Origin of the sequence: Streptococcus sp. 2021WUSS109 (assembly GCF_044427305.1) — a bacterium.
Taxonomy (GTDB): domain Bacteria; phylum Bacillota; class Bacilli; order Lactobacillales; family Streptococcaceae; genus Streptococcus; species Streptococcus suis.
In genome coordinates this window covers 1-17,137 of sequence record NZ_JAOTGF010000004.1, presented here as the reverse complement: position 1 = coordinate 17,137, position 17,137 = coordinate 1, and the positions used below count along the sequence as shown (strand labels likewise).

Annotated in this window: 19 protein-coding genes and 1 other RNA gene; 12 read left to right on the top strand and 8 right to left on the bottom strand. The window is 42.9% G+C overall.

The genetic code is table 11. The features are described 5' to 3' along the window. Nucleotides 1–49: 49 nt before the first annotated feature. The 9 genes from tadA to ODU37_RS02170 all read left to right on the top strand — a co-directional run bounded on the left by tadA (nucleotide 50) and on the right by ODU37_RS02170 (nucleotide 6,814). The gene (gene tadA / locus ODU37_RS02210; RefSeq protein ID WP_249562296.1) at nucleotides 50–571 is read left to right on the top strand and encodes a tRNA adenosine(34) deaminase TadA; all 522 of its coding nucleotides are present in this window, start codon (nucleotides 50–52) and stop codon (nucleotides 569–571) included. 42 nt (nucleotides 572–613) lie between these two features. Next, an RNA gene (gene ffs, locus ODU37_RS02205) (signal recognition particle sRNA small type) lies at nucleotides 614–703 on the top strand. A 138-nt stretch (nucleotides 704–841) separates the two neighbouring features. Beyond that, on the top strand, nucleotides 842–1,384 hold the full coding sequence (locus tag ODU37_RS02200; RefSeq protein ID WP_024417145.1) for a hypothetical protein: 543 nt from the start codon (nucleotides 842–844) through the stop codon (nucleotides 1,382–1,384). 81 nt (nucleotides 1,385–1,465) lie between these two features. Further along, nucleotides 1,466–2,815 (top strand): glucose-6-phosphate isomerase, encoded by a 1,350-nt coding sequence (locus ODU37_RS02195; RefSeq protein WP_002939907.1) that lies wholly within the window; start codon nucleotides 1,466–1,468, stop codon nucleotides 2,813–2,815. A 65-nt stretch (nucleotides 2,816–2,880) separates the two neighbouring features. Further along, nucleotides 2,881–3,621, top strand: coding sequence for a metallophosphoesterase family protein (locus ODU37_RS02190; RefSeq protein ID WP_105106321.1), 741 nt, complete (start codon nucleotides 2,881–2,883; stop codon nucleotides 3,619–3,621). A gap of 113 nt (nucleotides 3,622–3,734) precedes the next feature. Beyond that, nucleotides 3,735–4,433: a 2,3,4,5-tetrahydropyridine-2,6-dicarboxylate N-acetyltransferase gene (gene dapD / locus ODU37_RS02185; protein ID WP_105106320.1), complete on the top strand. Its 699-nt coding sequence runs from the start codon at nucleotides 3,735–3,737 to the stop codon at nucleotides 4,431–4,433. A gap of 9 nt (nucleotides 4,434–4,442) precedes the next feature. After that, nucleotides 4,443–5,570: an N-acetyldiaminopimelate deacetylase gene (locus tag ODU37_RS02180; RefSeq protein ID WP_249562295.1), complete on the top strand. Its 1,128-nt coding sequence runs from the start codon at nucleotides 4,443–4,445 to the stop codon at nucleotides 5,568–5,570. Nucleotides 5,571–5,610: 40 nt separating this feature from the next. Further along, the gene (locus ODU37_RS02175; RefSeq protein WP_249562294.1) at nucleotides 5,611–6,153 is read left to right on the top strand and encodes a 5-formyltetrahydrofolate cyclo-ligase; all 543 of its coding nucleotides are present in this window, start codon (nucleotides 5,611–5,613) and stop codon (nucleotides 6,151–6,153) included. Continuing rightward, on the top strand, nucleotides 6,137–6,814 hold the full coding sequence (locus ODU37_RS02170; RefSeq protein WP_249562293.1) for a rhomboid family intramembrane serine protease: 678 nt from the start codon (nucleotides 6,137–6,139) through the stop codon (nucleotides 6,812–6,814). Before ODU37_RS02175 ends, ODU37_RS02170 begins: the two co-directional genes overlap by 17 nt. 17 nt (nucleotides 6,815–6,831) lie before the next feature. On the opposite strand, the gene galU is transcribed toward ODU37_RS02170, so the two are convergent. Both galU and ODU37_RS02160 read right to left on the bottom strand, forming a co-directional pair. Beyond that, entirely contained in the window at nucleotides 6,832–7,734 is a 903-nt protein-coding gene (gene galU, locus ODU37_RS02165) for a UTP--glucose-1-phosphate uridylyltransferase GalU (protein WP_023371721.1), read from the bottom strand. A gap of 15 nt (nucleotides 7,735–7,749) precedes the next feature. Then, complete coding sequence (locus ODU37_RS02160) at nucleotides 7,750–8,766, bottom strand: NAD(P)H-dependent glycerol-3-phosphate dehydrogenase (protein ID WP_105159042.1); 1,017 nt, start codon at nucleotides 8,764–8,766, stop codon at nucleotides 7,750–7,752. Nucleotides 8,767–8,987: 221 nt separating this feature from the next. Here ODU37_RS02160 and ODU37_RS02155 point away from each other — a divergent pair, with 221 nt between their 5' ends. Genes ODU37_RS02155 through ODU37_RS02145 form a run of 3 tightly spaced genes read left to right on the top strand, consistent with a single transcriptional unit; the run spans nucleotide 8,988 to nucleotide 12,921 of the window. Next, complete coding sequence (locus tag ODU37_RS02155; RefSeq protein ID WP_105159041.1) at nucleotides 8,988–9,437, top strand: MarR family winged helix-turn-helix transcriptional regulator; 450 nt, start codon at nucleotides 8,988–8,990, stop codon at nucleotides 9,435–9,437. Beyond that, nucleotides 9,430–11,136 carry an ABC transporter ATP-binding protein gene (locus ODU37_RS02150; RefSeq protein WP_105159040.1) on the top strand — a complete coding sequence of 569 codons (1,707 nt, stop codon included), beginning with the start codon at nucleotides 9,430–9,432 and terminating at the stop codon, nucleotides 11,134–11,136. The genes ODU37_RS02155 and ODU37_RS02150 overlap by 8 nt, the downstream gene beginning before the upstream one ends. Further along, nucleotides 11,137–12,921 carry an ABC transporter ATP-binding protein gene (locus tag ODU37_RS02145; protein ID WP_105159039.1) on the top strand — a complete coding sequence of 595 codons (1,785 nt, stop codon included), beginning with the start codon at nucleotides 11,137–11,139 and terminating at the stop codon, nucleotides 12,919–12,921. Nucleotides 12,922–13,779: 858 nt separating this feature from the next. On the opposite strand, the gene ODU37_RS02140 is transcribed toward ODU37_RS02145, so the two are convergent. From ODU37_RS02140 to ODU37_RS02115, 6 genes are all read right to left on the bottom strand, one after another. Continuing rightward, entirely contained in the window at nucleotides 13,780–14,154 is a 375-nt protein-coding gene (locus tag ODU37_RS02140; protein ID WP_249562291.1) for a DUF1492 domain-containing protein, read from the bottom strand. 658 nt (nucleotides 14,155–14,812) lie between these two features. After that, complete coding sequence (locus ODU37_RS02135) at nucleotides 14,813–15,304, bottom strand: hypothetical protein (protein ID WP_249562290.1); 492 nt, start codon at nucleotides 15,302–15,304, stop codon at nucleotides 14,813–14,815. A 41-nt stretch (nucleotides 15,305–15,345) separates the two neighbouring features. Further along, nucleotides 15,346–15,747, bottom strand: a complete 402-nt coding sequence (locus ODU37_RS02130) for a hypothetical protein (protein WP_172001138.1) — start codon at nucleotides 15,745–15,747, stop codon at nucleotides 15,346–15,348. Nucleotides 15,748–15,811: 64 nt separating this feature from the next. Further along, on the bottom strand, nucleotides 15,812–16,336 hold the full coding sequence (locus ODU37_RS02125; RefSeq protein ID WP_249562289.1) for a hypothetical protein: 525 nt from the start codon (nucleotides 16,334–16,336) through the stop codon (nucleotides 15,812–15,814). Between the two features lie 20 nt (nucleotides 16,337–16,356). Continuing rightward, nucleotides 16,357–16,530 (bottom strand): hypothetical protein, encoded by a 174-nt coding sequence (locus ODU37_RS02120; protein ID WP_249562288.1) that lies wholly within the window; start codon nucleotides 16,528–16,530, stop codon nucleotides 16,357–16,359. A 294-nt stretch (nucleotides 16,531–16,824) separates the two neighbouring features. Further along, nucleotides 16,825–17,137 (bottom strand): primase-like DNA-binding domain-containing protein (locus ODU37_RS02115; RefSeq protein ID WP_398580411.1); only part of this gene is annotated, 313 nt, incomplete at its 5' end.

The window sequence follows — 17,137 nt, the reverse complement described above, 5'->3', positions numbered from 1 at the left end:
GAAACTTTACAGACAGCCCTTCGGGGCTGTTTTCTGTTATAATAATCCTATGAACTATACCTTAGAAGAAAAAGAATATTTTATGTCTCAGGCCTTGGTAGAGGCTGAAAAATCACTGGACAAGGATGAAATTCCTATCGGCTGTGTCATTGTTAAGGATGGACAGATTATTGGTCGTGGGCACAATGCCCGTGAGGAACTCAATCAGGCCATCATGCATGCCGAAGTCATGGCCATCCAAGAAGCCAATCGAGTGGAAGGGAATTGGCGACTGCTGGACACGACCCTCTTTGTCACCATTGAACCCTGTGTCATGTGTAGCGGAGCTATTGGCCTAGCACGCATTCCGCAGGTCATCTATGGAGCAACCAACAAAAAGTTTGGAGCTGCAGGTAGCCTCTATGACATTCTGACAGATGAGCGGCTCAACCATCGTGTCAAGGTAGAAACAGGTATTTTAGAAGCGGAATGTGCCAATATCATGCAAGATTTTTTCAGACAACGCAGAGAAAGTCAGAAGGCTGCTAAACTTATCATGAAGACGCAAGAGGAAGCAACTTCGGATAGCTAGTTAATATTCCAAACTTGCACTCTGGCCAAATTGTGTTATAATATTAAACGGAGCAACATTCGTGCGTGAAGCGGGTCAGGGGAGGAATCCAGCAGCCCTAAGCGAGGTCGAGTGTGTGCTCTTTTTGCATATAATCTAAAAACCCTTTGAAATCAGGATTTCAGAGGGTTTTCTTTTGCTTATTTTTAGAAATGAGGGGCAAAATAGGGGTAACTTAAGAAAACTTTTTGGATGCTCTGCTATTCTACTGAGGAATAAGGAGGAAAGCCTATGTTTTTATTTGCCTTTCCAGGTATGGGAAAAACGACACTTGCTAAGAAATATACAGATGTTGTGGACTTAGAAATGTCTGACATTAAGTACGATAATAGCAGTGTTCGCCATTTAACGAAAGAGGAGCGAAAATCCACCAAACGCCCACTGAAGGATAAACGCTATAAAACAATCTATGTCAATAAGGCCTACACTCTTCATAGACAAGGAAAGACAGTCCTAGTAGCGCTGAATTTTCTGATGAGAATGTTGCTGGCCATGTCTATACGCGGTGGTGTACCATTTCATATCTATATTCCCCACCCTTCTCTCAAAGAAGAATACCGCCAACGTTACATTTCAAGGGGCAACAACGACCGGTTCATCTTTGAAGTCATGTTCATTTGGTATCCTGCCCTCATTCCGCTTTACCTACTATCTAAGATTCTCCCGAAATGGATTACAGTAACCCAGTCGGGAGAGACTTTGGAGGGTTATTACAAACGCGAAAATTTCGTTAGATTTTCACAAAAATTAAGATTTATACAACATATTTCATGAAAATAAATGAAAATTGATAAATTTCTTGAAAAAAATATGATAAAGCGTTATCATATTATGGTACATAAATGGAGGAAAAACATGACACATATTACATTTGATTATTCAAAAGTCTTGGGCCAATTCGTTGGAGCTCAAGAAGTAGAATACATGCAACCACAAGTTACCCTTGCAGACCAAATGCTCCGTCAAGGAACAGGTCCTGGTAGCGACTTTATCGGCTGGTTGGATTTGCCAGAAAACTACGACAAAGAAGAGTTTGCTCGTATCAAGGAAGCTGCAGCTAAAATCCAAAATGAAAGTGAAGTTTTGGTAGTTATCGGTATCGGTGGTTCTTACCTTGGTGCTAAAGCAGCTATTGATTTCTTGAGCAATGCCTTTGTAAACTTGCAAACACGTGAAGAGCGCAAAGCTCCACAAATCCTTTACGCTGGAAACTCTATCTCATCAAGCTATCTTGCTGACTTGGTGGATTATGTTGCTGATAAGGATTTCTCAGTTAACGTGATTTCAAAATCCGGTACAACAACTGAACCTGCTATTGCCTTCCGCGTCTTCAAAGAATTACTTGTCAAGAAATACGGTCAAGAAGAAGCTAACAAGCGTATCTATGCGACAACTGACAAGGCAAAAGGTGCTGTTAAGGTTGAAGCGGACGCAAATGGTTGGGAAACCTTTGTTGTTCCAGATGATGTCGGTGGCCGTTTCTCAGTCTTGACTGCAGTTGGTCTTTTGCCAATCGCGGCAGCTGGTGCAGACATTGATGCCCTTATGGAAGGTGCAAACGCAGCCCGCACGACATTTACATCTGATAAGATTGCTGAAAACCAAGCATACCAATATGCAGCTGTCCGTAACATCCTTTACAGAAAAGGCTATGTAACAGAAATCTTGGCTAACTACGAGCCATCACTTCAATACTTCAGCGAGTGGTGGAAACAATTGGCGGGCGAGTCAGAAGGTAAGGACCAAAAAGGTATCAACCCAACATCTGCTAACTTCTCAACAGACTTGCACTCACTTGGACAATTTATCCAAGAAGGAAACCGCAACATCTTTGAGACAGTGGTTCGTGTTGACAAACCAAGAAAAAATATCCTCATTCCTGACATGGCAGAGGACCTTGACGGTCTTGGCTACTTGCAAGGTAAGGACGTTGACTTTGTAAACAAAAAAGCAACGGATGGCGTACTTCTTGCCCACACAGATGGTGGCGTACCAAACATGTTTGTGACCCTTCCACAACAAGATGAGTTCACACTTGGTTACACCTTCTACTTCTTCGAGTTGGCGATTGCTATCTCTGGTTACCTCAATGCGATTAACCCATTTGACCAACCAGGTGTAGAAGCCTACAAGAAAAATATGTTCGCTCTTCTTGGCAAACCAGGATTTGAAGAACTCGGTGCAGAATTGAACGCACGTTTGTAATAAAACCAAACTGATCGGAAACGGTCAGTTTTTCTTTGCTTATTAAATATGGTAGAATAGAGTCTATGAAAAAAGATTTTTTTGTAATCGGCGATGTCCATGGAAAGTTTGAACTGCTACTCGATATTTTGAAGAAATGTAATGAAGAACGACAACAACTGATTTTTCTAGGCGATTTGATTGATCGCGGGGAAAATTCCAAAGCTTGTTTGGAGTTGGTCTGGAGCTTGGTGCGGGAAAAGGGTGCGATTTGTTTAACGGGCAATCATGAACGGATGTTTCTAGCTTGGTTACGCGATCCAGTTGATCGCTACGACCACTATCGGAGAAATGGTGGAGATACGACCATCAATTCCTTACTGGGGCGTCCCTTGGACGCACCGGTAGATGGTCTGGTGGATGCCAATGCAGTGATGGAACAATATGAGGAATTGATTGATTTTGTCAAATCTTGTCCCTATCATCTGGAAACCGAACACTATATTTTTGTCCATGCTGGTGTGGACTTGACTTTGCCAGATTGGCGAAAAACTAGTAATCATGATAAGGTTTGGTTACGCACCCCTTTCCATGAGGCTGAAAATACCACAGGAAAAATGATTGTCTTTGGACATACACCTGTGTATAACCTCTTTCAAACTCAACTTCGCATTAGTCAAATCTGGACCAGTCCAGATGGGAAAATGGGGATTGACGGAGGAGCTGTTTACGGCGGAGTTTTACATGGGATTGTGCTGGGTGACACAGGTTTAGTTCAAGATTATATCGTTGGGGCTGTTAATCCCAGAAAAGAAATTGAAGATTAAGATAATACATGAAAATTAGGAGGTAAAACTTCTAATTTTTTTGTTTTTCATCATCAAATTTTCAGAAAATTTTGATATAATAGTAAAAATATTATTTTTAGATTGGAAACATTATGACTGCACAAAAAATGACTGCACAAGAAATCATTGCTTTTATCGGTAATGCTGTGAAAAAGACGACTGTTAAAGTGACCTTTGAAGGTGAATTGGCTGGGTCTGTTCCTTCGGAGGTGACAAAGCTTGGCAATGTCCTCTTCGGTGACTGGAAGGACGTCGAGCCACTCTTGGCAAACTTGACTGAAAATGTGGACTACGTTGTAGAACAAGACGGTCGTAATTCAGCTGTGCCCTTGCTTGACAAGCGTAACATCAACGCCCGTATCGAGCCAGGTGCCATTATCCGTGACCAAGTGACCATCGGTGATAATGCCGTTATCATGATGGGAGCGGTGATTAACATCGGTGCGGAAATCGGCCCAGGCACCATGATTGACATGGGTGCTATTTTGGGCGGTCGTGCGACTGTTGGGAAAAACAGCCACATCGGTGCAGGTGCAGTCCTTGCAGGTGTTATCGAGCCAGCTTCGGCTGAACCAGTGCGTGTTGGTGACAATGTCTTGGTCGGTGCCAATGCCGTTGTCATCGAAGGTGTACAAATCGGTAGCGGCTCTGTTGTCGCGGCGGGTGCTATTGTGACCCAAGACGTTCCTGAAAACGTAGTGGTGGCAGGTGTACCAGCTCGCATTATCAAGGAAATCGACGCTCAAACCCAACAAAAAACAGCCTTGGAAGAGGCTTTGCGGACACTCTAAGAGGTAGCTATGCTAGATTTAATCGCGACACGCCGGTCCCTCCACCAGATTCCAGAGCTGGGTATGGAGGAGTTCGAGACCCACGCCTTTCTTATGGAAACTATTGAAGGTTTACTTCAAGACTGCTCTTTTGCCCAAGTCCGCACTTGGAAGACAGGGATTTTGGTCTATCTTACAGGCTCTGCTCCAGAGAAAACGATTGGCTGGCGGGCGGATATTGACGGCCTGCCGATTGTGGAGGAAACGGGCTTGGACTTCAAGTCCCTCCACCCAGACAGGATGCACGCCTGCGGACATGATTTCCACATGACCATTGCCTTGGGGCTTTTGGAGAAAATGGCAGAGCAGCAACCGAGAAACAATCTGCTCTTCCTCTTTCAGCCTGCGGAGGAAAATCTAGCAGGTGGCATGCTTATGTATGAGGCAGGAGCATTTGGAGATTGGTTACCAGATGAATTTTATGGGCTCCATGTCCGACCAGACCTCAAAGTCGGTCAAATGGCCACCAACCGTGCGACCCTCTTTGCTGGGACCTGTGAAGTCAAGATACGGTTTACAGGAAAAGGTGGTCACGCAGCATTTCCCCATACCGCCAATGACGCCTTGCTGGCAGCCAGCTACTTTGTGACTCAGGTGCAGTCGGTGGTCAGCCGTAACGTTGATCCGATTGAGGGGGCTGTGGTCACCTTCGGCTCCATGCACGCGGGTACGACCAATAATGTCATTGCGGAAACGGCCTTTTTGCACGGCACCATTCGGGCTTTGACCCAGAGTATGAGCCTCTTGGTGCAAAAGCGGGTGCGGGAAGTGGCAGAAGGGATTGCTCTGTCCTTTGGAGTGGATCTGGACATCGAGCTCAATCCAAGTGGTTATCTGCCTGTGGAGAACAATCCCCAGCTGGCTGATGAGTTGATGACTTATTTTGAACAGGTTGACGGTGTGGAAATGATTGATTGTCCACCTGCCATGACGGGAGAGGACTTTGGCTACCTGCTCAACAAGGTGCCGGGTGTTATGTTCTGGCTGGGTGTGGATACGCCTTATCCCCTCCACAATCCTCGCCTTAGTCCCAAAGAGGAAGTGCTTCCCTTTGCTGTGGATAAGTTGAGTGATTTTTTGAAAATGAAAGCAAACTAGACTGGTTTTCCAGTCTTTTTCTGAAAAGAAAGGAGTTTCTGTGGATAAAAAGAGCATTCGGCAAGAGGTCTTGCAGAGTTTGAAAGATCTGACTAGTAGTCAGCGAGCAAGATGGAGCCAGCAGCTAACGGAACGCCTCCTTGCTTCTGATACTTATCAGGGCGCAAAGTCGCTTGGGACCTACCTTTCCATGCCTCATGAGTTCGACACTTCTTACCTGATTGAGCAGGCTCAAAAGGATGGAAAATACATTTTCATTCCTAAGACCTATTCACAAGGACGCATGGATTTTGTAGAATATAATCCTGATGATTTGGTAAAATCTAGGTTTGGAGTTTGGGAACCTGGGACTTATTCACAACCTGTGGATAAGTCTGTGGTTAAGTTGATCCATGTCCCTGGTTTAGCTTGGAATCAAGCGGGTTTTCGAGTGGGCTATGGAGGTGGTTTTTATGATCGCTACCTAGCAGATTATAAGGGGGAGACGGTATCGACCTTGGCAGACTTTCAAGTCTATGATTTCGAACCAGATGTATTTGATATTCCAGTAAAGGAGTTGTTGATTTTTGAAGAACTTTTTTGATAAGCGCTACCCTGTGACCAATGGCTTGTTGGCAGTCACGGCTCTTGTTTTTCTTTTGATACAAGTATTTCGATTTGGGCAGACCACTACAGCCTATACGATTTTTGAATTCGGTGGCATGTATGGTCAAGTAGTGCGTTATGATTCGACTCAGTTGTGGCGCTTGATTTCCCCTATCTTTGTCCACATTGGTTGGGAACATTTTATCTTTAACAGCATTACCTTGCTTGGTTTGGGTTATCAATTAGAAGAACTGTTTGGCTCAAGGCGCTTCTTTCTCCTCTATCTCTTGTCTGGGATAATGGGCAATCTTTTTGTTCTCTTTTTTACACCAGATGTAGTTGGTGCAGGTGCATCGACCTCGCTCTTTGGTCTTTTTGCGGCTATGGCACTTTTGAGGAAATTTAGTCGCAGCCCTTATCTACAGGTTCTTGGTCAACGCTACATGGTCCTTTTGGGATTGAACTTGGTCTTGGGACTTTTTAATCCAACCATTAGTATGGCAGGACATATTGGAGGAGCTGTTGGAGGTTGCTTGGTCGTGATGTTCCTTCCACCTCTTGTGGAAAAAGATCTCTTTACAGGAAAACAGATCTTCTACAGTTTCATTGGTTATCTGGGTCTGATCGCCCTATTATTAGGGATATTTTATGTGACATAAGAAAAAACTAGCGCTTGCTAGTTTTTCTTTGTATCTAATTTTTTACCAAGATCAATCAAGTATTGTTTCAAATCATCTTTTACTTGAGGGTGTTGGAGGGCGTAGTCGATAGAAGTTTTCATGAAACCGAACTTATCCCCAACATCGTAACGGTTGCCTTTGAATTCACGAGCAAACACGCGTTGCGTTTTATTGAGGGTATCGATAGCATCTGTTAATTGAATCTCGTTCCCAGCACCTGGTTTTTGATTTTCTAAAATCTCAAAGATTTCAGGAGTAAGTAAGTAGCGTCCGATAATAGCAAGGTCAGAAGGAGCATCTTCTGGTTTTGGTTTTTCCACAAAGGTTTCCACACTATAGAGACCGTTGACACCTTCACCTTGTGGAGCGATAACACCGTATGCAGAAACTTCTTCATGAGGAACGGGCATAACAGCAATGGTTGAAGCATGTGTTTTTTCATAGTCGTTCATGAGTTGCTTAGTCAATGGGACAGCTTTTGTATCTGTGATGTCCATGAGGTCATCGCCCAGCATGACAACAAATGGCTCGTTCCCGACAAATGCTTTAGCTTGAAGAACGGCATCACCAAGTCCACGTGGATGGCTTTGACGAATGAAGTGTAGTCGAATGCCTGTTGTCTCATCAACAAGTTTCAACAAATCATTTTTGCCTTTTTCTTTGAGGTTGTATTCCAATTCAAAGTTTGAATCAAAGTGGTCTTCGATGGAACGCTTTGATTTACCAGTGACCACCAAAATATCTTCGATACCAGAGCGAAGAGCTTCTTCAACGATAAATTGAATAGTTGGTTTATCAACAATCGGCAACATTTCTTTGGCAAGAGCCTTAGTAGCAGGCAAGAAACGTGTTCCCAAACCTGCTGCAGGGATAACGGCTTTTCTAACTTTTTTTGTCATTGTATCTCCTTTTTATTAAGACCATTCATTCTCATGGCGGAATTCACCCGTCATGATTTCTTTGATGGCATCTTCAATACCTGCACCTTGGTAGATGACCTTGTAGATGGCTTGAGTAATAGGCATGTAAACATCTAATTCCTGTGCCAATTCATAGGCTGCTTTAGTTGTTGAAATACCTTCAATCACCATGCCCATATTGCGTTCTACATCTTCGAGTTTTTCACCGCGACCGAGCTGATGTCCAGCTCTCCAGTTGCGGGAGTGGACAGATGTACCGGTAACAATCAAATCACCAACACCAGAAAGACCGCTGTAAGTCAGAGGATTTGCGCCCATAGCAACACCTAGACGTGTGATTTCTGTCAAACCGCGAGCGATAATAGCTGCCTTGGCATTATCACCATAACCAAGTCCGTGTAAAGCGCCGGCACCGACAGCAATAATATTTTTAAGGGCACCTGCTGTTTCTACACCGATGACATCATTGTTTGTGTAAAGTCGGAAGTAGTGGTTGCTGAAAAGATTTTGGACGTAGCTGGCTGTTTCCAAGTCTTTTGAAGCTGCAGAAATCAAGGTCAAATCACGGACGATAGTCTCTTCTGCATGACTTGGCCCTGAAACCACGACGATTTCAGAACGGAGTTCAGCAGGAATCTCTTCTTCCAAGACCTCTGACAAGCGCTTGTGACTATCAGGCTCTAAGCCTTTTGAAGCGTGCATGACAACTACCTTGTGTTTGAGAGCTTGTGCGACTTGCTTGGCAACTAGGCGTGTTACCTTGGTTGGCACAACGAAAAGAACCGCATCAACACCGTCCAAGGCTTCACTCAAATCCTTATATCCTTTGATGTTTTCATCTAGGATAACATCCTTGAAATAGCGCTTATTTGTATGTTCTTTATTGATTTCGTCGATTTGTTCGGGGACATTTCCCCAAATACGGACAGTATGACCGTTGTCGTTGAGAACTTGTCCTAGGGCGGTGCCCCATGAACCAGGTCCCAAGATGGCAATGGTTTGTTTGGTCATAAAAAATCCTTTCTAGTTGGTGTAATTTAGATATATTATACCATAATTGATACATAAAATCTTATATAAGTTATACAGTATATATATTATAGTTTTTGAGTAAGTAATGGTGATGAAATAACAAAATATTTTCAGAAAAGAGCAAACGAAATAATTGACAATAGTTCCTAAGAGAACTATAATAGTTCTCATGGTAATTATTTTCGTGGAAAGGAGCTATCATGGGACATACTATTGCAGATTTTCGGAATCTATTAAATCAGATTGAACAAATCAGTGAAACCATTGCAAAGGAATATGATGTGGAGCACCTAGCTGGACCACAGGGATGGGCCCTGCGTTTCATAGCAGAACGGTCTGAAGTTGAAACCTTTGTCAAAGACATTGAAGCGGAGTTGAAGATTTCCAAATCCGTTGCCAGCAATCTAGTTAAGCGAATGGAGAAAAATGACTTTATTCAGGTTTTACCTTCTCAGTTTGACAGACGCTACAAGCAGTTGGTCTTGACAGAGAAAGGTCGGAGCAAGATTTGTCACCTAAAATCCTTCCATGAGGAGATGCACCATTCTCTCTTTCGAGGTATTCAAAAGGAAGAATTTGATTTGATCAGACAGGTAGCCGATCAATTAAAAGAAAATATTCAACACTATAAGGAGAAGAAACATGTTTAAAGAAGCCATTTTACGCTATAAATGGTACGCCTTAGCATCGGTCTTGCTGACGTCGATTGTCGTAGCAACGACCTTGATGCAACCTAGTTATCTGCAGGATGTCTTGACAGCAGTCTTGGCCAATGACAAGGATGAAATTGTTCGTGTGGGCAAATTACTGCTAATTATTGCTGGAATTGGTCTTTTGGCAGGGCTTGTCAATACCATTGCTGCAGCTAAGATTTCACAAGGGGTATCTGCAGATATTCGTGAGAAGACCTTTCGGAAGATCCAAAGCTTTTCTTATGCCAATATCGAAGAGTTTAACGCAGGGAACTTGGTTGTTCGGATGACTAACGACGTCAATCAAATCCAGAACCTTGTCATGATGCTCTTTACAGTGTTGATGCGGGTTCCATTGTTGTTTGTTGGAGCCTTTATCATGGCGGTGCGAACCATGCCAGAACTCTGGTGGATGATTATTCTCATGGTGGTCTTGATTATGGCCATTATGGCAGTTGTCATGGGGCAGATGGGACCACGTTTTGGGAAGTTCCAGTCCCTCATGGACAAGATGAATAGCATTGCCAAGGAAAATCTCCGTGGGATTCGTGTGGTCAAATCCTTTGTTCAGGAGAAAAATCAATATGCAAAATTCAAGGAAGTATCTAATGAATTGCTAGATTTGAACCTCTTTATCGGCTATGGTTTTGCTATCTTGCAACCCTTGATGATGTTTATCTCTTATATGGCAATTTTTGCATCGCTCTACTTGGTGTCCGGGATGTTGGAAACCAATATGGAAGCAGTTGGTGGCTTTACTTCCTTTATGAGCTACCTCATGCAAATCATGTTTGCCATTATCATGACTAGCTTCATGGGTATGCAGGCTTCTCGTGCTGCCATTTCTATTAAGCGGATCAGCGAGGTGTTGGATACAGAGCCTGCAATGACCTTCAAGGATGTGGCGGATGAAGAATTGACTGGTAAGATTGTCTTTGACAATGTTAGCTTTACCTACCCACATGATACGGAGCCGACTTTGAAAAATATCTCATTTGAGATTGAACCAGGGCAAATGGTCGGTGTGGTTGGTGCAACAGGTGCGGGTAAATCCACTCTCGCCCAGCTGATTCCGCGTTTGTTTGACCCGCAAGAAGGAACGGTATCCATCGGTGGTCGGGACTTGAAAGAAGTCAGCAAGAACACTCTGCGTGATACGGTATCGATTGTCTTGCAAAAGGCTATTCTCTTTTCGGGAACCATTGCAGACAACCTGCGTCAAGGGGCACCTGGTGCTGATTTGCAACGTTTGGAGCGGGCCGCAGGTATTGCCCAAGCCAAAGAATTTATCGACCGTTTGGATGATACCTATGAGAGCCAAGTGGAAGAACGTGGAAATAACTTCTCTGGTGGTCAGAAGCAGCGGATGTCCATTGCTCGTGGGGTGATTGGTGAGCCTAAGGTTTTGGTCTTGGATGACTCGACTTCTGCCCTGGATGCCAAGTCTGAGAAACTAGTTCAAGAGGCTCTTAACCATGATTTGAAGGGGACAACCACTGTCATCGTTGCCCAGAAGATTTCTTCTGTTGTCAAAGCTGATAAGATTTTGGTACTTGATGAAGGTCGTCTGATCGGCCAAGGTACCCACGCCGAGCTGGTAGCGACAAATGACGTTTACCGTGAAATCTACGAAACACAGAAAGGGAGGGAGGAATAGATGAAAACACTTAGATTTTTCTGGTTTTATTTTAAACGCTATAAACTGTCCTTTGCTGTGATTTTTCTAGCCATTGTGACAGCGACCTACTTGCAGGTTAAGACACCTGTTTTCCTTGGAAATGCCATTGCGGAAATGGGGAAAATCGGGCAGGCTTACTTCATGGCCAATCAAGCTGGTCAGTCAGATTTCAAACCTGACCTGTCTGATTTTAATGGGGTTATGCTCAACCTTTTCTTCGCTTATGCGGCGACGGTTGTGGCAACCTTGATTTACACCCTTCTCTTCACGCGTATCGTGGCTCATTCGACCAACCGTATGCGGAAGGGCTTGTTTGGCAAGCTGGAACGTTTGACAGTTGCCTTCTTTGATAGCCACAAGGACGGGGATATTCTTTCTCGTTTTACCAGTGATTTGGACAATATCCAAAACGCTTTTAACCAGTCCTTGACCCAAGTGGTGACCAACATCGCTCTTTATGTTGGTATGGTCATCATGATGTTCCGTCAGGATACTCGCTTGGCCTTGGTGACCATTGCTTCTACGCCAGTGGCTTTGATTGCCCTAGTGATTATCATTCGCCTGTCACGGAAATATACGGATAAGCAACAGGCTGCGGTGTCTAAGCTCAATGCCTACATGGACGAGAAAATTTCAGGACAAAAAGCGATTATTGTACAGGGTGTGCAGGAAGAGACGATTGATGGTTTCTTGGAACTCAATGAAGAAGTTCGCCGTACGACCTTCAAGGGTCGCTTGTTTGGTGGGATTCTCTTCCCATTTATGAATGGGATGAGTTTGGTCAATACGGCCATTGTTATCTTTGCAGGCTCCAGCATTGTTCTCAACGATAGCTCGCTGGAAACAGCTGCCGCACTTGGTTTGGTGGTGACTTTTGTTCAGTATTCGCAACAGTATTACCAGCCAATCATGCAGGTTGCTGCCAGCTGGGCAGAATTGCAGTTAGCTTTCACAGGAGCTCATCGTATTCAGGAAATGTTTGATGAGCCTGAGGAAGTTCGTCCTCAAAACGCTCCGCTATTTACCGAATTAAAAGAAGGTGTTGAAATCAAGGACATCGACTTTGGCTACCTACCAGGTCAGAAGGTCTTGGACAAGGTGTCTATCTCTGCTCCTAAGGGCAAAATGGTGGCGGTCGTTGGTCCGACGGGATCTGGTAAGACTACCATTATGAACTTGATTAACCGCTTCTATGATGTCAATGGCGGTAGCGTAGCCTTTGACGGTCGCGATATTCGGGAGTACGATCTGGACAGCTTGCGGGATAAGGTCGGCATTGTTTTGCAGGAGTCAGTGCTATTCTCGGGAACTATTGCGGATAATATTCGCTTTGGCGATGAGAGCATTTCGCAGGAAATGGTGGAAACCGCAGCCCGTGCCACCCATATCCATGACTTTATCATGAGCTTGCCAGAGGGTTATGAAACTTTTGTGACCGATGATGAGAATGTCTTCTCAACAGGTCAGAAACAGTTGATTTCCATTGCCCGTACGCTCTTGACAGATCCTCAAGTCTTGATTTTGGACGAAGCAACGTCCAACGTTGATACCGTAACAGAAGCCAAAATTCAAAAGGCCATGGAGGCTATTATCGCAGGACGGACCAGCTTCGTCATTGCCCACCGCCTCAAAACTATTCTCAATGCGGATGAAATTATCGTCCTCAAGGATGGAAAAGTGATTGAGCAAGGCAACCATAGCCAGCTCCTCAAGCTCAACGGCTTCTACGCCGAACTCTACCACAACCAGTTTGTGTTTGAATAAAGTTGAAAACCCCAGCCACTAGGTTGGAGTTTTGCTTTTAGCCTGCGAATAAATTATAATAGAGAGCGTATTATGCATGAAGAAATTGAAGGGAAACTACTATGAAAATCCGTGGAATTGAAATTTGGCTAACGTTTGAGAGTGTCATAACTCCCAAACTCTTGATTTTACTGGGTTTTTAAAAAATCGTATCTCTTTAGATTTCCTTAGAACACCTCCAAAGGCGAACAAGAAGGTGAACAAATTTTACAATGAAAAAAGGTTATCAAATTAACGTTTGACAACCTAAAAATTTTAATGAGTTCAGCAGGCAAGTACTAGCGTAGTAATCAGCTACGCTTTTTTTGATTGCTGATAAGTGTATTATATCATGTTTTTACTGTATCCTACTGTGTTTTACTGTATCCGCTAGTATTGTGTGACTAATCCTAATACCATGTTTTTACAAAATCGCTTGCTGTTCGCATTATACGCTTTTGCTGTTCGCATTATACGCTCTTTGAAACTAGCCAAAACGTAACGCTTTTTGTTAGGATTAACCCCATTTTGTTAGGATTGTGTTACCATTTGGGAGACTTACAACCCTCTAAAAACTCAATAATACCAATGGTTTTAGCTGTTTTTACCCCCTTTAGAATTTTTGGCGTGAGAAAAAATGTACAATGACGGCGTGAAGGTCGGACGTGTACCCATGGTAGGTTAGTACCCCCGCATTCTAAAAGGCCTCTAGCTCCGTTTCTAAAGGCCTGATTTATTCCCTGGTTTATTTATCGGACAAGCTCAAATACGCGCCAAAACATGGCTATTTTTCTTTCTCTGCATGAGTTATCAAGTCAGCTAGCTCAGTAAGTGCTAATTTTAAATATCTAAAAATGTTGTCTTACTAACATTCATTATCTCCCCTGCCTCCAACTCCACTTTTTGTTGGATATAGTAAAGGTTTAAAGCTAGACGGTACTTAGGATTTCTTAGTGTGTCAATCATCCTAATCAGCTCCAGGCGCTCCTTAGTTAGCTTGTCAATTCTGTTTGTTATGTCCTCTTTAATTGCTAGCTGGGAAACTAACTGACTTTCAGAACTGTTTACCCTGCTAGTCTGTACCCTGGCCTGCGTTATTGTTGTCTGCTTGAATAGTCCGGTCTCTAAATATTGAAGTTCCAGGTAAAGCGAACAGATCTCTTTGTCAATCCACCTAATACCCTCTAGCCTCTGTTTTAACTCCTCTATGGTCATTGTTGCTCCTCCTATGGTAAAATAAGCTGGTTGAAACTTCTTACCCTGCGTGTGTCTCGTGGGGCTTTTTTATGCCTAAAATTCTGTAACTACCCGCGCGTGTTCTTTTGTTCGTCCATGGTTCAATGGGCTGTTTTATCTTTGTTCACTCTCTGTTCAATCACGCGCCACCTTTGTAAAACCTTAGTACTTTTTAAGGTGTCCAATTTGTCCGATTATCCTTTTTTTAGGGCTTCGGCTATTCCATTTTATTACCTAGCTAGTATTCTTCAGGCGGTCCAAACATATCATCAGGAAAGCCACAAACTAATACAAGATACTGACAAGCTGTGTAATCTATCAATAGCTCCCCAGTTTCCAGTCTCTGAAAGTACTTACTCGGTAATGTCCCAAGATATAGACCTCCTTTGTAAATGGATAGGCCACCCGTTCGGCTTGGTAACAACCCTGTATAGCGTTGACGTAACCCATGCTTTAAAGCATTCGTATTGCCATATTTAGGCTTTCTGTTGCCTCTATTCCATTTTGCTACCTGGTTCCCTGGTAAAAACCTACCTCGACTATCACGCTCCATATAGCACCCCTTTACCGTGTTCGTTTGGCAAATAGTTCCAAAAAAATTGTAACGTTCATATACTCGCATTCACTCCATACTTCCCTACCTCAACCATAAGCTATTACCTTTATCCCAGTACTTCATAAACCGCTTATAGTGTCTCCAGTACCTGGTGTGTCTCATTCTTTTGGGGCGACTTGGGAAACTCTCAAACATATACTCGCCACGCTTAGGGGTCCAACCTGGCTCTACCTTCCTAGCCTCTCTTAATGCACATTCCCAATAATACTGGCAATCTGTCTTACTACGGTTTAGTGTCTGCTTATGGATCTGCTGACACGTCCCACAACTAAAATATAGACACCGCTTATATAGTTTCCTGCAACGCCTACCACAATCGGGGCAAAGAAAGAAATACCTATAACCGCCTTTTGTTCCTGGTATTCTGGCCAATTCAAAACGATCTCTACCCATAACAATAAAAAGGTTGTCTAAGTCAATAGTCAAGGGGTAACCGTCTAATTCAGCCTTACCCTGGGTTATTCCTTTCTTTTTCATAGCTCTGGTAAATGTCTCTATATACAATAATTCCATTCAAAAATACCCCTATACTGTAAAAACCCAAAACTATTGGTTTATCCTTCATCTTCAGCAATCAATGCCCGTAATTCCTCTACGGTTAAATCTTCAAATGGATTGTGAGGCGATACAGACACATTGCCATCATGTTCTAGTTTTGTCTTGGTTTTAAATTCATCATCTTTCCGCTCAAGGTACCATTTGGAAATAACCACGTCTCCGTCCTCTATGGCGTTAGATATGTTCAACTTTGCGCGTGTTTTTAGCCGTTGTTTCAGTAGTTCTTTTCGGTCAGAAAACTGTGGGTTTTTCCTGCAATAATCGTATAGTGTCGGCTTTGAGATGTTCGCATATAAACAGGCTTCTTCATCACTTAACCCTCTAAGAAAAGCCTCTTCCAGTTTCTTAATCGTCCCCTGTGTCATTTTCGTAGGTCTGCCACCTTTATTTTTAGCCATACTGCTATTTTCCTTTCTTTGCTGATATAGCACAAAAAGAGGCGCGTTGCCTCTCTTATCATTTTTAACGGCTTGCATATTGCCATAGGGCCTTATAGTCATTTTCCTTGTCTAAACTCTTCAGCAACTTCATAGCCTCGTCATCTACGGCCTTCAGGTTGCCATGTACGCCATTTACTGCCATATCAGGATAATCATCATCTAACACGCTATCAGCCAACTCCATAAGCTCCAGCTCACAAGCTACCAGCTTATCTAGCAAGCTATCAAAGTCTTCTGACTGTTTGAGTTGTTGCACGCGCTCCAGTTTGTAATCTTCTTTGATTTCATTTTCTTGCCCCGGGTGCGTGTAATAATCTTTGAACCCGTCACAAATCCTCTTGAAGATCTTACTTAGCTTCTTATCTTCTGCATACTCCAGCACTAGCTGACCTTTGCCCTTAATCGTTGCCTCAATTACTGGCGCGTGATAAGTCCCAAACATATAACCAAGGACAGCATTACTTGCCACTTTGGCGGTGTCAATGTCTTCAAAGTCATAAGTAAAAGTAAAGGTTTGTGGTTTGTCAGAAATAGTTTTTAGTGTCATGTTGTTTGCCTCTTATTCTGTTATTTATATAGGACCAATAGCCCTAGTTCTGTTGTCATTGCCTCATAGTCGCCACTAGTTGCCTCTGTATATTTCACGTCAACAACTTCAACGCCTGCCATAAAGTCGTTTATCTGGTTTTCAAATTCCTCCAGGATTTGCTTATGTTTCTGATAAAATAGCTTGATTTTCATTTTTAAGCTCCTTTTTTATACGCTTCTTGAAAATTTTATACACTTGTTTTTGAAAGTGTATAAAAAATAAATCCAGTAGTACAAAGGGTTTTGCTATTGTTTTATACACTTTATACGCTTTATACATTAAAATAAAAATATATATAGGAATAATAGGGATCTTATTTTTAAATCATAATATAAGGGAATTTTTTTATTTCCGTGTTTTTCGTATAAAGTGTATAAAACCCTTGATATGACAATATTTTGAAGTGTGTAAAATTTTTGCCCTACTGTATAAAGTGTATAAAATCCTTAATTCCTTTTTCTTCTCTTTTTGTACTCTGGCCAATGGTTGTAATACCCGCGTTCATTCTTTGGTTTTTTCTGCTTTTCGGGTGTCGCCCTGCCGTTAGAATAGGCTAGGCTGGCAAACGGCGGTAGGTCTTCCTTAGGATAAAAACCTTTATGGATCTGTTGCCCTGCGGGGATAACCTTCTGACCAACTACGAAACCTTCTGGCAAGTTGCTTTTGATTTCTCGGTGTAACCCCATTTCTGATCTGTTTTCTTTAATACCATAGTATTCTAAGAAACCTTTCCAAACATGATAGACAAAGCTATTAGGA

Excerpts from the sequence above, each read along its gene's own strand:
- ODU37_RS02180 (WP_249562295.1), top strand. The coding sequence starts at position 4,443 with ATGCTAGATTTAATCGCGACACGCCGGTCCCTCCACCAGATTCCAGAG.
- tadA (WP_249562296.1), top strand. The coding sequence starts at position 50 with ATGAACTATACCTTAGAAGAAAAAGAATATTTTATGTCTCAGGCCTTG.
- ODU37_RS02160 (WP_105159042.1), bottom strand. The coding sequence starts at position 8,766 with ATGACCAAACAAACCATTGCCATCTTGGGACCTGGTTCATGGGGCACC.
- ODU37_RS02135 (WP_249562290.1), bottom strand. The coding sequence starts at position 15,304 with ATGGAATTATTGTATATAGAGACATTTACCAGAGCTATGAAAAAGAAA.
- ODU37_RS02145 (WP_105159039.1), top strand. The coding sequence starts at position 11,137 with ATGAAAACACTTAGATTTTTCTGGTTTTATTTTAAACGCTATAAACTG.
- ODU37_RS02120 (WP_249562288.1), bottom strand. The coding sequence starts at position 16,530 with ATGAAAATCAAGCTATTTTATCAGAAACATAAGCAAATCCTGGAGGAA.
- ODU37_RS02155 (WP_105159041.1), top strand. The coding sequence starts at position 8,988 with ATGGGACATACTATTGCAGATTTTCGGAATCTATTAAATCAGATTGAA.
- ODU37_RS02150 (WP_105159040.1), top strand. The coding sequence starts at position 9,430 with ATGTTTAAAGAAGCCATTTTACGCTATAAATGGTACGCCTTAGCATCG.
- ODU37_RS02195 (WP_002939907.1), top strand. The coding sequence starts at position 1,466 with ATGACACATATTACATTTGATTATTCAAAAGTCTTGGGCCAATTCGTT.
- ODU37_RS02200 (WP_024417145.1), top strand. The coding sequence starts at position 842 with ATGTTTTTATTTGCCTTTCCAGGTATGGGAAAAACGACACTTGCTAAG.
- galU (WP_023371721.1), bottom strand. The coding sequence starts at position 7,734 with ATGACAAAAAAAGTTAGAAAAGCCGTTATCCCTGCAGCAGGTTTGGGA.
- ODU37_RS02130 (WP_172001138.1), bottom strand. The coding sequence starts at position 15,747 with ATGGCTAAAAATAAAGGTGGCAGACCTACGAAAATGACACAGGGGACG.
- ODU37_RS02125 (WP_249562289.1), bottom strand. The coding sequence starts at position 16,336 with ATGACACTAAAAACTATTTCTGACAAACCACAAACCTTTACTTTTACT.
- dapD (WP_105106320.1), top strand. The coding sequence starts at position 3,735 with ATGACTGCACAAAAAATGACTGCACAAGAAATCATTGCTTTTATCGGT.
- ODU37_RS02140 (WP_249562291.1), bottom strand. The coding sequence starts at position 14,154 with ATGACCATAGAGGAGTTAAAACAGAGGCTAGAGGGTATTAGGTGGATT.
- ODU37_RS02190 (WP_105106321.1), top strand. The coding sequence starts at position 2,881 with ATGAAAAAAGATTTTTTTGTAATCGGCGATGTCCATGGAAAGTTTGAA.